This window comes from Sphingopyxis sp. (assembly GCF_036402335.1).
In the GTDB taxonomy this organism is placed as follows: Bacteria; Pseudomonadota; Alphaproteobacteria; order Sphingomonadales; family Sphingomonadaceae; genus Sphingopyxis.
Window position 1 is genome coordinate 1 of sequence record NZ_DASWTD010000367.1, and the last position, 14,794, is coordinate 14,794.

Consider the following 14,794-nt stretch of genomic DNA (forward strand, 5'->3'; position numbering starts at 1 on the left):
GGCATGCTAGGCTGGGTCCAGCAGGTCGGCGACCGCCCCGACAGCGTGTCGGCACAGGAGACGCAATTTTACGGCGCGGGCGCCTTCGTGCTCGCGGGGACCGCGATGTACGACCTCGCACAGAAGGGCGCAGGGCGATGATCGACCCCGCCTTTCCCGGCGGCCGTAAGGTCTTTTCGACCAGCGACAATTGACTTGCGCCGCAAAGTTGTATTACATCTGAAATTGACACCGGTATCAATTGCTCCGTCGCGAATTGACACCGGTATCAATCGCAAATCGCCGGCGCCCAGAACCGACGACATCGACAGGGAGAGATTCACATGACGTCACGCCCGGCCGCAATCACCCGCGCCGCCTTGCTTGCATCCGCTGCGCTCGTCGCCGCCGCGGCCCCCGCATGGGGGCAGGATGGTGCAGCGCCCGAAGCCGTAGCGCCGCCCGCCGAAAGCGCCGACGCCAGTGCCGGCGACGAAATTCTCGTCACCGGGACGCGTGCGACGCAGCGCAGTTCGATCGCGTTCAAGCGCGATGCCGACGTCGTCGTCGACGGCCTCGTCAGCGACGAAATCGGCGCAACCCCCGACAATTCGGTCGGCGATACGCTCGAACGCATCGTCGGCGTCTCGGCCGACCGCTTCAAGGGCAACGCCAACGAGCTCTCGGTGCGCGGCCTCGGGCCGACGCTGTCCTTCTCGACCTTCAACGGGCGCGAAGTGTCGACCGCGGGCCCCGACCGCTCGGTCGCCTTCCAGCAATTCCCCTCCGAACTCGTCAACGGCGTGCTCGTCTACAAGACCCAGCGCGCCGACTTCCTCGAAGGCGGCGTCGGCGGCATCATCGAACTCAAGTCGATGAAGCCGCTCGATTATGGCAAGCGCCGCATCCAGTTCGAGGTGCGCGGCGATTTCCAGCCGCAGGACAATGACGTCTACCAGCACGACGGGCTCGGCTATCGCGCGAATTTCTCCTATACCGACCAGTTCTCGACCGGGATCGGCGATATCGGGGTGTCGATCGGCTACCAGCGGCAGGACACGACCGCGCCCGAAGATTATTACAACGCCAATTCGACCTTCCAGCTGTGCAACACCGCCGCAACCAACGGCCTCACCAACACGCTGAACTGCACCTTCGCCGAGACGGCGCGCAACGACAACGAGACGCTGGTCGACCCCTATTTCGCCAATTCGTCGCGCAGCTTCCGCACCCAGAAAACCTCCGAGGTGCGCGACGGCCTGATCGGCGCGATCCAGTGGCGCCCGTCACCCGATTTCGAGATTTCGATCGACGGCCAATATTCGAAGCGCAACAGCCTCGAGGACCGCAACGTCCTCGGCATCACCGAGGGGCTGCGCGGCGTCGAGCCGCTTCTCGTTGGCGATGGCGGCAACGGTTACTCGTCGCATGCGCTGATGCGCTATCGCGGCAATTCGAACCTCGAAAACCAGCTCGAAACGCGCCAGCGCAACGAGGAATATACCGGTGGCGGCCTCAGCCTGATCTGGACACCCGACCGCTGGAACATCGCGTTCGACGCCTCCTATTCGAACAGCCACCGGACCGAGACGCAGAAGCAGACGCGCATGCGCTCGAACCGCCGGGTCGGCTATACGCTGTCCTATGAAGGCGACGACGTCGTCCCTGTGGTCGAATTCGACAATTTCGACATCACCGACCCCGACCTGTTCCTGACCACCGCCGCGAACTCGGTCTACGCCCGCCGCCGTTTCGTCACCGACCGCACCGATCGCATCTGGGCGGCGCGGCTCGATCTCGAACGCGAGCTCGATGGCTTCGTCACCAGCGTCAAGTTCGGCGGCCGCGTCTCCGACCACCATCGGACCAACGACAATGCACGGAATAGCGACCTCAATACGCTGGTCGCCGTGGACGGCCTGTCGCCGGCGCAACTGATCGCGCAGGCGAACCAGCAATGCCGGACGCCCTTCACGACCTCCTCCTACATGAAGGGCATGGGAACCAACGTTACCCGCTGGGCCAGCTTCGACAACGACTGCCTGTTCCGGACCTTCACCGGCAGCGACGATGCGCTGCCGCCCCCGGCCGACGGCCGCGACCCCAGCGACATCGACGTCACCGAGCGTATCTATGCCGCCTATGCGATGGCGAATTTCGAATCCGAAATGGGCAGCGTGCCGTTCAGCGGCAATGTCGGGCTGCGCTGGGTCAAGACCGACATCACCTCGATCGGCTTCCGCCAGGGCTATCGCATCGTCGTCGACACCGTCGGCGATACCTATTCGATCGGCGTCGATCCCGACCTGCCGCTCGAGACGAACCGCGTGAAGGGCAGTTATGATTATTTTCTGCCGAGCGCGAATATCGCGTTCGACCTGTCGCAGGAGGTCAAGCTGCGCCTCGCCGCCTATCGCGCCATCGCGCGCTCGGGGATCGAAAGTTTTGGCGCCGGGGTCAATCTCAATCCGACGACATCGGCGACGGGGGTCGACGATATCATCTTCAACGCGACGACCGGAAACCCGAACCTCAAGCCGCTGCGCGCGTGGAACCTCGACGCCAGCCTCGAACTTTATGCGTCGAAGGACACGCTGATCTCGATCGCGGGCTATTATAAATGGGCGAAGGGCACGGTGATCAGCGCCGAGGAGCCGATTCCCACCGACGTCACGATCACGACGATCCGCGACGGCGGCGCGCCGGTGACCGAAACCGTCACCATCGCCCCCGTCGCCCCCGTCAACGACGGCGAAACGCGCCATCTCTACGGCGTCGAGGCGACCGCGAGCCATGCCTTCACATGGCTGCCCGATCCGCTCGACGGTTTCGGCATCCAGGGCTCGGTCAACCGCGCCTTCGCCAATTTCGAATATCCCGACACCTCGCCGATCGCCGGCTATGTCGACCCGGCGAACCTGATCGGCCTGTCGAAATGGACCGCGAGCGGATCGGTCTGGTATGAGAAATGGGGCCTCTCGCTGCGCGCCAACCTTCGTTACCGCTCGGGCTATTACAAGCCCAACGGCGGCACCAACCGCGAGATCCGCGGCGGCACCTACCTCAACCTGTCGGCGCAATACGACCTCACCGAGAATGTCCAGCTCAAGCTGCAGGCGCTCAACGTCACCGGCACGAACGACATCATGGTCAAGGGCGGGTACGACAGCATCGCCGAAGTATCGCGCAGCGGCACGCAATATTTCTTCGGCTTCCGCGTCCGGCTCTGATGCGGATCGCGCTCGCCTTTTGCCCGCTGGCCCTTATCGCCGTCGCATCCCCGTCCGTGGCGGCGGCATCTCCGGCGGCGACGTGCCAGGGGAGCGAAGGCTACGCTGGATCCTTCGGCGGGCGGCGCACCTTCGCGCTCCGCCCGTCCGATCTCGAAGCGATCAAGGCAGGGCTCCCCGGCAATCCTGCGACCCGCGCGGCCTATCGCGACCTGATCGCGCGTGCGGACAAGGCGCTTGCCGAAAAGCCTGCGTCGGTGATGGACAAGCGCAGCATTCCCGTGTCGGGCGATCGCCACGACTATCTCAGCCTCGCGCGCTACTGGTGGCCGAATCCCGCCGATCCTGGGGGAGCTTATATCCGCCGCGACGGCGACACCAATCCCGACATCGGGACGAACCGCTTCGACCGCAGTGCGCTCAGCCGCATGGCGCGCAATGCCGATACGCTCGCGCTTGCTTATTATTACAGCGGCGACCGCAAATATGCGGCGGGTGCCGCAAGGGTGATCCGCACATGGTTCCTCGACCCCGCGACGGCGATGAACCCGAACATGAATTTTGCGCAGGCGGTGCCCGGCGTCTCGAACGGCCGGCCCGAGGGTGTGCTCGACGGCGCCAGCTTCATCGCGGTGATCGACGCCGCGGGCCTGATCGCGCCGTCGGGTGCGCTGAGCCCGGCCGAAGGCGCCGCGCTCGAAGCCTGGTTCGCGCGCTATGTCGACTGGATGCTGGGAAGCCCGAACGGCAAGGAAGAGGCGCGCGCGTCCAACAATCACGGCCTGTGGTACGATGCGCAGATCGCGCGCTTCGCGCTGTTCGCGCGCAAACCCGATATCGCACGCAAGATCGCCCTGGCCTTTCCCAGGCACCGTCTCGCGCGGCAGGTCGACACTTCGGGCGCGCTCCCCGCCGAACTCGGCCGCACGCGCAGCTTCCATTATTCGCTCTATGCGCTGGGCGCCGCCTACACGCTCGCCGACAGCGCGGCGTGCCTCGGCATCGACCTCTATCGTGCCGAGGAACAGGGACGCTCGCTGCGCAAGGCCACCGACCATGTCGCCGCGTATCGCCGCCGCGCCGCCGACTGGCCGTACAAGGAAATGAACTGGCCCGCCGATACGCTCGACGAACTGCTCGTCCGCGCCGATGCGGCCTGGGGGCCCGGGGCCTATCCGCGCACGATCGGCGGCGACCTGTTGCTGCGCTACCGCGTGCCCCAAGGGTGACAGAATGATCACCCGCCGCTCGCTGTTGATGGCCACGATGCTCGCGCCGGCCGCGGTGTGGGCGCGTCCGCGATTGCCGGCATTCGACATACGCGCGATCGAGCGCCGCCGCCTGTTGCCGCAAGCGACGCGCCTGCTCGCCGTACAGCCGCGCACGATCGCCGCCATTCCCGCACCGCGCAGTCCGGCGGGCCGCCACGACTATTATTCTGAAGGCGATTATTGGTGGCCCGATCCGGCGAACCCCGGCGGCGCCTACATCCGCCGCGACGGCCGTTCGAACCCCGACAAGTTCGACGGCCACCGCGACGCGCTGATTGCCTTCGGCCGCACCGTTCCCGCGCTTGCCGCCTTGTGGGAACTCACGGGCGAGCGACGCTTTGCCGATGCCGCGATGCGCCACCTTTCGGCATGGTTCGTCACCCCGGCGACGCGGATGCATCCGAACCTCAATCACGCGCAAGCGATCATCGGCGTCAACAGCGGCCGCGCGATCGGCGTGATCGATACGCTGCAGATCGTCGAGGTCGCGCGTGCAGCAACGCTGTTCGCGCGACGGGACGCGCCGGGCTATGCCGCAATCCGCGCGGGTGTCGAAGGCTGGTTCGCCGCCTATCTGGACTGGCTCACGACCTCGCCCTTCGGCACCACCGAGCGTGACGAAAGGAATAACCACGGCACCTGCTGGCTGCTGCAGGCGGCATCTTTCGCCGCGCTGCTCGGCCGTACGGATGTGCTGGAGGATGCGCGCACGCGGCTCGAGACGATCATCATCCCCGCCCAGATCGAACCCGACGGCCGCCAGCCGCTCGAACTCGCGCGCACCAAGCCCTACGCCTATTCGCTGTTCAACCTCGACGTGCTCGCCGCGTCGGCGTGGCTGCTCGGCAGCGGCGAACTGATTGGCTGGAAAACGTCCGACGGCCGCTCGATCGGTGGCGCGATCGCGTGGATGACGCCCTTTATCGCCGACAAGACAGAATGGCCGCTGCCACCCGATATCGAATATTGGCACGGCTTTCCGGTACGCCAGCCGAGCTTGCTCTTCGGCGGCCTCGCGCAGAAACGCAGCGATTGGCTGGACCTCTGGCAGCGCCTCAACCCCGACCCCGTGATCGGCGAGGTCGTGCGCAACTTCCCCGTCCGCCAGCCCCTGCTCTGGCTCTAGTTGCGGCCTTCGATCAGCCCGCGTGCGATCACCTGCGCCTGAATCTCCGCGGCACCCTCGAAGATGTTGAGGATACGCGCATCGCACAGCACCCGGCTGATCTCATATTCGAGCGCATAGCCGTTGCCGCCATGGATCTGCAGGCTCGCATCGGCGATTGACCAGGCGGCACGTGCAGCCAGCAATTTCGCCATGCCCGCCTCGATATCGCAGCGCTTGCCGCCGTCTTTCGCGCGCGCAGCGGCATAGCTGAGTTCGCGCGCGACGACGAAATCGACAAGACCCATCGCCAGCTTGTCGGCGACGCGCGGAAAATGCACGATCGCCTTGCCAAACTGCTTGCGCGCCGCGGCATAATCGAGGCCGAGCTCGAGCGCACGCCGCGCCACCCCGACCGACCGCGCGGCCGTCTGGATGCGCGCGCCCTCGAAGGTCCGCATCAGCTGCTTGAAGCCCTGACCCTCTTCGCCGCCGAGCAGCGCATCGGCGGGTGCCGTCATGCCATCGAACTGCAGCGCATATTCGCGCATTCCGCGATAGCCGAGCACCCCGATCTCGCTTCCGCTCATGCCGTCGGCGGGGAAAGGATCGGTTTCGGTCCCGCGCGGCTTGGGGACAAGCAGCATCGACAGGCCTGCATAGCCTTTGGCATCAGGCAGGGTGCGCGCGAGCAGCGTCATCAGGTCCGAGCGCGCGGCATGGGTGATCCAGTTTTTCGCGCCTTCGATCGCCCATTCGCCGCTCGCATCCTGCCGCGCGCGCGTCTGGAGCGAGCCGAGGTCCGATCCGACATCGGGCTCGGTAAACACCGCCGTCGGCAGTATTTCGCCGCTCGCGATCCGCGGTAACCATTGCGCTTTCTGCGCGTGGGTGCCGCCCGTCGCGATCAATTCACCCGCAATCTCCGATCGCGTACCGAGCGATCCCGCGCCGATCCAGCCGCGCGACAATTCTTCGGTGACGATGCACATCACCAGCTTCGACAGGCCAAGCCCGCCATATTCCTCGGGGATGCAAACGCCGAAGGTGCCGAGGTCGGCCATGGCCTGCACCGTGCCGTCGGGGATCAGGTCGTTCGCGAGATGCCAGCGATGCGCATGCGGGACGATCTCGGCATCGGTGAAACGGCGGAACTGGTTACGGATCGAATCGAGATCAGCGTCTCGCAGCGTTTCGCTCGGCCAGTTGCCGTCGGCGAGCGCGGCGGCGACATCGGCGCGCATGGTGGCATGGTCGGCATCGAGCAGACCGGCGCAGGCACCGGCCAGCGCTCGCGCATCGGAACCGAGCCCGAGATCGGCGGGACGAAATATCTCATTCTGTCCCATGGGAAGCCCGCCGACAAATTGGCCGATCCCTTCCGCAAAAGCGAGCACCGCGATCTTCGCATCGAGCGGATTCGAGTTCTGGCCGGACTCGCACCATTCCAGCACCGCTTCCAGCGCGGCGACCGTCGTTGCGACCCAGGCAAAGCCATGCGCTGCGCGCTGTTCGCGGTCGATTGGTTGCTTCGCCAGCCGTGCGGTGAGCGCCGCCTGCGCCGCGCCGCGATAGGCCTGCGCCGCGGCCAGTGCCTCGCGCAAGACGACCATGCTCAGACGGCGCGTTCGAAGATCGCGGCGATGCCCTGCCCGCCGCCGATGCACATCGTCTCCAGCCCGTAGCGCCCCTTGCGGCGCACCAGTTCACGCGTCAGGTTCGCAAGGATGCGCCCGCCGGTCGCGCCGATCGGATGGCCGAGCGAAATGCCCGAGCCGTTGACGTTGAGAATCCCGTTCCGGCTGTCACCGTCGGCCCAGCCCCAACCCTTGAGCACCGCGAGCACCTGCGGCGCAAAGGCCTCATTAAGTTCGACAAGATCGATATCGTTCCAGCCGAGCCCGTTTCGCGCGAACAGCCGCTCGACCGCAGGAACGGGGCCGATGCCCATCCGGCTCGGGTCGCAGCCCGCCGCCGCCGAGCTGTGATACCAGGCGATCGGCTCCAACCCGAGCTCGTCGAGCTTGTCCTCGGCCACGACAAGACAAGCGGCAGCGGCATCATTCTGCTGGCTGGCATTGCCCGCGGTGACCACCCCGCCTTCGAGCGGGCGCAGCTTGCCGAGCGTCTCGAGCGTCGCGTCGGCGCGATAGCCTTCGTCGTGCGCGAAGACGACGGGATCGCCCTTCTTCTGCGGCACCGGGACCGGCACCAGCTCGTCGTCGAACAGCCCGTTCGCCCAGGCTGCAGCGGCGCGCTGGTGGCTGCGCACGGCATAGGCGTCGCACGCATCGCGGTCGATGTCGTAATCCTTCGCGAGATTTTCGGCGGTCTCGATCATACCCGTGATCACGCCAAAGCGCTCGACCGGCTGTGACATCAGCCGGCCGCGCGTCAGCCGGTCGTGGAGCGTGAGATTGCCGGCGCGCATGCCCTTGCGAATGTCGGTCGAATAATGCTCGACGTTCGACATCGATTCGACGCCGCCCGCGACGACGACATCGGACATCCCCGTCTGCACCATCATCGCGGCGTTGACGACCGCCTGCAGCCCCGACCCGCAGCGACGGTCGAGCTGGTAGCCCGGCACCTCGAGCGGCAGCCCGGCGGCCAGCCACGACCAATGGCCGATGCTCGGCGCTTCGCCATTGCCATAGCCTTGCGAAAAGACGACGTCGTCGACACGCGCCGGGTCGATCTTGGTGCGTTCGACCAACGCCCTCAGGATCACCGCGCCGAGCTCGCCCGCCGTCATCGACGACAAGGCGCCGCCGAATTTGCCGACGGCGGTACGGATCGGGGCGACGATGGCGGCGCGGCGCAGGGTCATTTGCTTCGGTCTCCAGTTTTGGCGACACCGACGATACCGGCATCGATCAGGCGGGCAAGCTCGGTGCCCGAAAGCGAAAGGCGATCGCTCAATATCTCCTCGCTGTGCGCACCATTGCGCGGCGCTGGAGCGGGCGGGCGGCGGTCCAGCTGCGGCAAGGTCGCAAAGGCACCCGCGGCGGGATAGGCAAAACCGCTGGGATTATGGGTTTGCCCAAAGATCGGATTGTCCGCGACGAGCGCTGGATCCTGCACGGCATCGTGCATGGTGCGATAGGGCGAGTGGACGATACCGCCGGCATCGAAAGCCGCAGCGAGGTCGGCATGGTCGCGCACCGCTATCGCCGCTTCGAACAGCGGATAGAGGGCATCGCGATGCGTGAAGCGCAGTCCGTCGTCGGTCGCGAAAGAAACGCCGCGTGCCGTCTCGACCGCCACAACCGCCGCGCCGAGCCCCAGCGCCGCGATCAAATTCGCCCATTGGCGCGGCGTGACGACGACGATCATCGTCCGCTGGCCGTCGCGTGTAACGAAGTCGCGCCCGAACAGGCCATAGACCGCATTGCCGAGCCGCGGCCGGTTTGCACCGGCATAAAGCACCTCCGCGACACCGCCGAGGTTGGCGACCGTACCGATCGCGACGTCGGAGAGCGGAATGCGCACTTCGCCGCCTTCGCCCGTCGTACCCCGCCGCTGGATCGCCGCGAGCAGCGCAAAGGCGGCATAGGCACCGGTGAGCAAATCCCACGCCGGCAGCACATGGTTGACCGGCTCGGGACCCGAACCCGTCAGCATCGGGTAACCAACGCTGTTGTTCACCGTATAGTCGAGCGCGGGCGATCCGTCGGCCCATCCCATCACACGCACGGTGATCAGGTCAGGCCGCCCTTCGGCGAGCGCATCGTGCGACAGGAAACCGCCGACCGGAAAATTGGTGACGAACTGTCCCGTCGCGCGCACCAGGGCCTGGAGCAGCTCGCGCCCTTCGGGCCGGCCAAGGTCGAGCGCGACCGACTTCTTCGCGCGGTTCAGATTTTCCCAGTACAGCGAATCATTGGCCTCGGTCACCGGCCAGCGGCGAAAATCGGGACCACCGCCGATCTGGTCGACGCGGATTACCTCGGCGCCCATTTGCGCACAGTAAAGCCCGGCGGTTGGGGAGGCGACAAAGGACGAAGCTTCGATCACCGACAGGCCGGCCAGCAGGTCGTACATCCGGCGCCAATCTCCCTCCGGCGTCTCCCGCGAAGTCACCGGTAGATCACCGGTTGAAGCTATCTGGCGCACCCGAAGGGATTCGAACCCCTGGCCTCTGCCTTCGGAGGGCAGCGCTCTATCCAGCTGAGCTACGGGTGCTGATAGAGCGCGGCCTCTAGCAAGCCCGCGCCGCGCCAGCAATGGGCTATCGACCGCTTGCTGCGGATATGCGAAGCGGGGGCCTCGCGCATTGGGCAAGGGAGTTTTGGTGAAATCGTCCGATCAAAATTGGCCGATGGCCGCCGACCTCTACGGCGAAATGCAGCTCGAGGTGCATCCACCGGCACGGCACCGCTGGCGTGACTATCTGCCCGGCGTCCTCGTCACCGCGATCGCGGCGCTCGCGGCGGGGTGGCTCGCGGATCATTATGCCGTGCCGATCGTATTGATGGGCTTGCTGATCGGCCTTGCGCTGAGTTTTCTCTCGCAGGACCGTCGCACGCATGCGGGGCTCGACCTGATGTCTCAGACCGCGCTCCGCATCGGTATCGTCTTCATCGGCGCGCGGATCACGGCACAGCAGCTTGCCGATCTCGGTCCGCTGCCCTTTGCTTTGCTGGCGCTGATCATGACCGCGGTGATCCTGATCACCGTCGCGAGCGCGAGGCTGTTCGGACAAAGCCGCGACGCGGGCCTGCTCGCGGGCGGCGCGACTGCGATCTGCGGCGCCAGCGCCGCGCTCGCGCTCTATTCGCTGATCGGCGACCGGCGGGTCGACCAGGCGCGCTTCACGCTCACACTCGTCGGCATCACCGTCGCGAGCGCGCTCGCGATGACGCTCTATCCCGTGCTTGCCGCCGAATTCGGTCTGTCGGATGCGCAGGCGGGGTTCCTGATCGGGGCGTCGATCCACGATGTCGCGCAGGCGATCGGCGGCGGTTTTTCCTATTCGCCTGCGGCGGGGGAGGTCGCGACGATCGTCAAGCTGACGCGCGTCACCCTGCTGGCACCGATGCTGATGCTCGTCGCGCTCTGGCTGGGCCGGAGCGGCGAGACGGAGAGCAAAGCGCACATTCCGCTCCGCCTGCCCTGGTTCATTCTCGGCTTTCTCGCCATCGCCGCGATCAATTCGCTGATCACCGTCCCGAAGCCGGTCGACGATGCTGCGGCCACCGCCGCTTCGGCACTCCTGCTGCTCGCGATCGTCGCGACTGCGATGAAGGCGCGGCTGCACCTGTTGCTCGATCAGGGGTGGCGGAGCTTCGCGCCGATCATCGTCGCGACGCTGACCAGCTTCCTGCTCTCGCTGGCCGCCGCGCTCTGCCTGTGACGCCGGGGCATCACCTCAACCTGCTGTATTTCAGCCTTTCGGAAGTGCCCAGCTAACCGTCAGCTGCGTCGCGCGACGCGGGATATCGAGCTTCGCCTCGCTGAAATTGACCTTCTCGTTCGGTGGCAGCATCCGCACCGGCGGTTTGATCGTCCAGCTATAGACGATCGTTCCCTGCGCATCGCGCAGTTCGGCGAGGATCGGCGGCACGCGCTGTTCGCGGTCGGTCGGGTTGATGATCACCCCCGACGCGGCGAAGTAGATCGTCCCGTCGGCCAGTTCGCGATGATCCTGGTTCGGCGGCAACTCGATCACCAGGTCGGGCTCGGCGGCGAGCCCGGGCAGGCCAAGACCCTGCGCCCAGCTAGGCAGACCGAAATAGATGAGGCCACCGGTCGCGGCGAGCATCAGCACCGCGGCGCTGGCCGCGATGATCGTCCACCGCTTCGCCGGATTGCGCCGCGGCCGGCGGAACGGCAGGGGAGCGCCGTCATCGAGGACGGGGGCGGGGCGCGGCGCCGGCTCGACCACGGCAAAGGACGGGGGCGGCGTGCTATTGCCGGCGGGAGCTATCGCCGGAGCATCTGTATAGGACACGGCGGGTTCGGGAGCCGGTGCAGATGGCGGCGGGACAGCGGGTTCTGCAGGAGCGGCCGGCTGGCTCGCAAGATCCGGCTTCGCGGGCTCCTGAAACCAGCTATGTCGACAATTGGCGCAGCGCACGGTGCGGCCCGCGGGGCCGATTGCCGTATCGGGCACGACATAACGCGTATGACAGGACGGGCAGGCAAGGATCATGGGGTTCCTCTAAACACGCTGATTCGCGGCGTTGCAAGCTTCGCGTCACACTCCCGGCTTGTCCTCTGTGGACAGCCGTGCGAGAGGCAGCGGGATGAGCGGACCAGCGCCCCTGTTCCTTGCACCGACGCGGGCATGTGATCGCGCGCGAGCGACGTCATGACGGACGGTGCTCCGGCACGCCCCGGGGGGGCTATGGTGGAATTCAACGGGGTTGGCTTACGCTATGGCCCTGACGCCGAAGTTTTGAGCGATATCAGCTTCAACCTGCAACCCGGCAGCTTCTATTTCCTCACCGGCGCGTCGGGTGCGGGCAAGACGTCGCTGCTGAAGATGCTCTATCTCGCGCAGCGGCCGAGCCGCGGTATCGTGCGGCTGTTCGGCGAGGATCTGGTCGCGATGCCGCGCCACCGCCTGCCGGGCTTTCGCCGCCGCATCGGCGTGGTGTTCCAGGATTTCCGGCTGATCCCGCACCTGTCGGCGCGCGACAATATCGCGCTGCCGCTGCGCATCGCGGGGGTCAGCGAAGAGGATCTGTCGGGTCCGGTCGGCGAAATGCTGAGCTGGATCGGCCTCGACGAACGCGCCGACGCGCGCCCCGCCACGCTGTCGGGCGGCGAGCAGCAGCGCGTCGCGATCGCACGCGCGGTGATCGCGCGCCCGCAACTGCTCGTCGCCGACGAACCGACGGGTAACGTCGATCCCGAAATGGCGATGCGCCTGCTCGGGCTGTTCGAGGCGCTGAACCGCCTCGGCACCACCGTCGTCGTCGCGACCCACGATATCCACCTGATCAGCCGGATCGAGAATGCGCAGATGATGCGGCTCGAAAAGGGTCGGCTGTCCGACCCCACCGGCGCGCTGCGCTATCCCCCGGCGAACCGGATATGATCATCCCGCGCGTCCCGGTCCAGCATCGCCGCCTGCTTCCCGACCGCCGCCTGTCGGGCCCGACGCCATGGGTCATCGCGATCCTGATGATGCTGACCCTGCTCGCCGCCGCCGCCGGCATGGGCCTCGCGCGGTCGGCCAATGCGATCGGCAACGCCATCGCCGGACGCGTCACCGTGCAGATCGTCACCGCCAATCCGGTGACGCGCGCCGAACAGGCCGCCGCGCTGCGCCGCGCAGCCGCCGCGCAGCCGTTCGTGCTGTCGGCGCGCTCGGTCGAGCAGGAGGAGCTCCGGGAAACGCTCGGCCAATGGTTCGGCAGCGAAGCGAACGGCGAGGGAGGCGACGACCCGTTGCTCAAGTCGTTGCCGCTCCCCGCGCTCGTCGACATCGACTTCGTCGGCGAGAACCGCAACGGGCATATGCGACAGCTCGAGGCGCTGGTTGCCCGCGAGGCGCCCGGCGCGCGCATCATCCCGCACGCCGAATGGCTGGGGCCCGTCGCGCGGCTGATCCGCTCGCTCGCCTGGATCGCCGGCGCGATGGTGCTGCTGATGACGCTCGCGAGCGCGGCGGTGGTGATCATGACGGCGCGCGCCGCGCTCGCCACCCATTATCCGACGATCGAGATGCTCCACCTGATCGGCGCCACCGACCGCCAGATCACCCGCCTGTTCCAGCGGCGCATCGCGATCGACACCGCTTATGGCATTGCGCTCGGCAGTGTCGTCGCCGCCGCGATACTGCTGCTGATCGGCTGGCAATGGTCGGGGGTCACCTCGGGGCTCGCGGCGACCGCGTCGCTCGGCACGGCGGGCTGGGCGCTCTTGCTGGCACTGCCGCTATTGGCTATCGCGCTAGCCGCTCTCACGGCGCGCCAGACCCTGCTCGCCGCGCTGAAGAAGATATTATGATCAAGCGCCTGATTTCCCTGTTTTTCCTGGCATGGGTGCTCGGCTTCGCCTGGTTCGCGCTGCTGCTGCCGCTGCCCGCCGGTGCCCAGAAAACCGATGCGATCGTCGTGCTGACCGGCGGGCCGGGACGGATCGACCGCGCACTCGAACGGCTCGAGGCGGGCGACGCCAAGCGGCTGCTGATCAGCGGCGTGGCGCGCGAAGTGAAACCGCGCGAGCTCGCCGCCGAATATAAGCGCCCGCTCGACCTGTTCGATTGCTGCATCGCGCTGGGGTTCGAGGCCGAGGATACGCGGTCGAATGCGACCGAGGTCGCGACCTGGGCACAGCGGCGCAAATATACGAGCATCCGGCTGATCACCACCGACTGGCACATGCGCCGCGCCGAATATGAAATCGGCCGCGCGGTCGGCGACAAGGTGACGATCCTGCCCGACGCGGTACGCAGCCAGCCGAATTTCGCAACGCTGTTCCGCGAATATCATAAATATCTCGCGGGGCTGGCGGGCGGCCTCCTCGGGCTGTAAACGCCCCTTCGTGCGCTACATTATCGCCCTCGTCCGCTCGATTCTGTTCTGGATCCTGTTCGTCATCATGAGCAGCGTCTCGTCGATCGGCGCGGTAATCTCGCTCCCGGTCTCGCATCATGCAACGATCTGGTTCGTGCGCATCTGGGCGCAGTTCCACCGGCTGATCTGCCGCTTCGTGCTCGGCCACAAGATCGTCGTCGAGGGCGAAATGCCCGACATTCCCGTCCTCTACGTCTTCAAGCATGAAGGCGCGTTCGAGACGATCGAGCAGCCGGGGCTGTTCCGGCATCCCGCGGTCTTTGCCAAGGAACAGCTCTTCAACATCCCCGTATGGGGCCAGGCGGCGCATTTCTATGGCCTGATTCCGGTCGACCGCGACGGCGGCGGCAAGGCGATGCGCGCGATGCTGAATGCTGCCAGGGCCGCGCTCGCAAAGGGTCGCCCGCTCGTCCTGTTTGCCGAAGGCACGCGTATTCCGCACGGGATGGCGCCGCCGTTACGTTCGGGTTTCGCGGGCATCTACCGCCTGCTCGGCGTGCCCGTGATCCCCGTCGCGGTGAACAGCGGCATCGCCTATCCCCCGCGCCGCTGGGTCAAATGGTCGGGGACGATCACCTATAAGGTCGGCGAGACGATCCCCGCAGGCCTGCCGCGCGAGGAGGCCGAAGAGCGCGTCTGGCGCGCGATCAACGCGCTGAACCCGCCCGAGGCGTTGCTTTT

Annotated in this window: 12 protein-coding genes and 1 tRNA gene; 8 read left to right on the top strand and 5 right to left on the bottom strand. The window is 66.5% G+C overall.

The features are described 5' to 3' along the window. Positions 1 to 323 precede the first annotated feature (323 nt). From VGD20_RS11640 to VGD20_RS11650, 3 genes are read left to right on the top strand one after another with little or no spacing between them, the layout of a single operon-like run. On the top strand, positions 324 to 3,209 hold the full coding sequence (locus VGD20_RS11640; protein ID WP_331134602.1) for a TonB-dependent receptor: 2,886 nt from the start codon (positions 324 to 326) through the stop codon (positions 3,207 to 3,209). 56 nt (positions 3,210 to 3,265) lie between these two features. Next, complete coding sequence (locus VGD20_RS11645) at positions 3,266 to 4,438, top strand: alginate lyase family protein (protein WP_331134603.1); 1,173 nt, start codon at positions 3,266 to 3,268, stop codon at positions 4,436 to 4,438. A 4-nt stretch (positions 4,439 to 4,442) separates the two neighbouring features. Beyond that, entirely contained in the window at positions 4,443 to 5,606 is a 1,164-nt protein-coding gene (locus VGD20_RS11650) for an alginate lyase family protein (protein ID WP_331134604.1), read from the top strand. On the opposite strand, the gene VGD20_RS11655 is transcribed toward VGD20_RS11650, so the two are convergent. From VGD20_RS11655 to VGD20_RS11670, 4 genes are all read right to left on the bottom strand, one after another. Then, positions 5,603 to 7,198 carry an acyl-CoA dehydrogenase family protein gene (locus VGD20_RS11655; protein WP_331134605.1) on the bottom strand — a complete coding sequence of 532 codons (1,596 nt, stop codon included), beginning with the start codon at positions 7,196 to 7,198 and terminating at the stop codon, positions 5,603 to 5,605. The genes VGD20_RS11650 and VGD20_RS11655 overlap by 4 nt on opposite strands. Positions 7,199 to 7,200: 2 nt before the next feature. Beyond that, positions 7,201 to 8,415 carry an acetyl-CoA C-acetyltransferase gene (locus VGD20_RS11660; protein ID WP_331134606.1) on the bottom strand — a complete coding sequence of 405 codons (1,215 nt, stop codon included), beginning with the start codon at positions 8,413 to 8,415 and terminating at the stop codon, positions 7,201 to 7,203. After that, complete coding sequence (locus VGD20_RS11665) at positions 8,412 to 9,629, bottom strand: CoA transferase (RefSeq protein ID WP_331134607.1); 1,218 nt, start codon at positions 9,627 to 9,629, stop codon at positions 8,412 to 8,414. Before VGD20_RS11665 ends, VGD20_RS11660 begins: the two co-directional genes overlap by 4 nt. Before the next feature lie 64 nt (positions 9,630 to 9,693). Further along, positions 9,694 to 9,770, bottom strand: a tRNA-Arg gene (locus tag VGD20_RS11670). Positions 9,771 to 9,879: 109 nt separating this feature from the next. On the opposite strand from VGD20_RS11670, the gene VGD20_RS11675 reads away from it, so the two are divergent. After that, entirely contained in the window at positions 9,880 to 10,941 is a 1,062-nt protein-coding gene (locus VGD20_RS11675; RefSeq protein WP_331134608.1) for a YeiH family protein, read from the top strand. Between the two features lie 30 nt (positions 10,942 to 10,971). Here the strand turns inward: VGD20_RS11675 and VGD20_RS11680 are convergent, their stop codons facing one another. Beyond that, positions 10,972 to 11,739, bottom strand: a complete 768-nt coding sequence (locus VGD20_RS11680; protein WP_331134609.1) for a zinc-ribbon domain-containing protein — start codon at positions 11,737 to 11,739, stop codon at positions 10,972 to 10,974. Positions 11,740 to 11,898: 159 nt separating this feature from the next. On the opposite strand from VGD20_RS11680, the gene ftsE reads away from it, so the two are divergent. The 4 genes from ftsE to VGD20_RS11700 all read left to right on the top strand — a co-directional run. Further along, on the top strand, positions 11,899 to 12,630 hold the full coding sequence (gene ftsE, locus VGD20_RS11685; RefSeq protein ID WP_331134610.1) for a cell division ATP-binding protein FtsE: 732 nt from the start codon (positions 11,899 to 11,901) through the stop codon (positions 12,628 to 12,630). Beyond that, positions 12,627 to 13,544 (top strand): cell division protein FtsX, encoded by a 918-nt coding sequence (locus VGD20_RS11690; protein ID WP_331134611.1) that lies wholly within the window; start codon positions 12,627 to 12,629, stop codon positions 13,542 to 13,544. Before ftsE ends, VGD20_RS11690 begins: the two co-directional genes overlap by 4 nt. Further along, complete coding sequence (locus VGD20_RS11695; RefSeq protein ID WP_331134612.1) at positions 13,541 to 14,071, top strand: YdcF family protein; 531 nt, start codon at positions 13,541 to 13,543, stop codon at positions 14,069 to 14,071. Before VGD20_RS11690 ends, VGD20_RS11695 begins: the two co-directional genes overlap by 4 nt. A gap of 10 nt (positions 14,072 to 14,081) precedes the next feature. Beyond that, a partial coding sequence (locus tag VGD20_RS11700; RefSeq protein WP_331134613.1) for a lysophospholipid acyltransferase family protein occupies positions 14,082 to 14,794 on the top strand: 713 nt, incomplete at its 3' end.

Excerpts from the sequence above, each read along its gene's own strand:
- VGD20_RS11690 (WP_331134611.1), top strand. The coding sequence starts at position 12,627 with ATGATCATCCCGCGCGTCCCGGTCCAGCATCGCCGCCTGCTTCCCGAC.
- VGD20_RS11640 (WP_331134602.1), top strand. The coding sequence starts at position 324 with ATGACGTCACGCCCGGCCGCAATCACCCGCGCCGCCTTGCTTGCATCC.
- VGD20_RS11660 (WP_331134606.1), bottom strand. The coding sequence starts at position 8,415 with ATGACCCTGCGCCGCGCCGCCATCGTCGCCCCGATCCGTACCGCCGTC.
- VGD20_RS11695 (WP_331134612.1), top strand. The coding sequence starts at position 13,541 with ATGATCAAGCGCCTGATTTCCCTGTTTTTCCTGGCATGGGTGCTCGGC.
- VGD20_RS11650 (WP_331134604.1), top strand. The coding sequence starts at position 4,443 with ATGATCACCCGCCGCTCGCTGTTGATGGCCACGATGCTCGCGCCGGCC.
- ftsE (WP_331134610.1), top strand. The coding sequence starts at position 11,899 with ATGACGGACGGTGCTCCGGCACGCCCCGGGGGGGCTATGGTGGAATTC.
- VGD20_RS11665 (WP_331134607.1), bottom strand. The coding sequence starts at position 9,629 with ATGTACGACCTGCTGGCCGGCCTGTCGGTGATCGAAGCTTCGTCCTTT.
- VGD20_RS11680 (WP_331134609.1), bottom strand. The coding sequence starts at position 11,739 with ATGATCCTTGCCTGCCCGTCCTGTCATACGCGTTATGTCGTGCCCGAT.
- VGD20_RS11655 (WP_331134605.1), bottom strand. The coding sequence starts at position 7,198 with ATGGTCGTCTTGCGCGAGGCACTGGCCGCGGCGCAGGCCTATCGCGGC.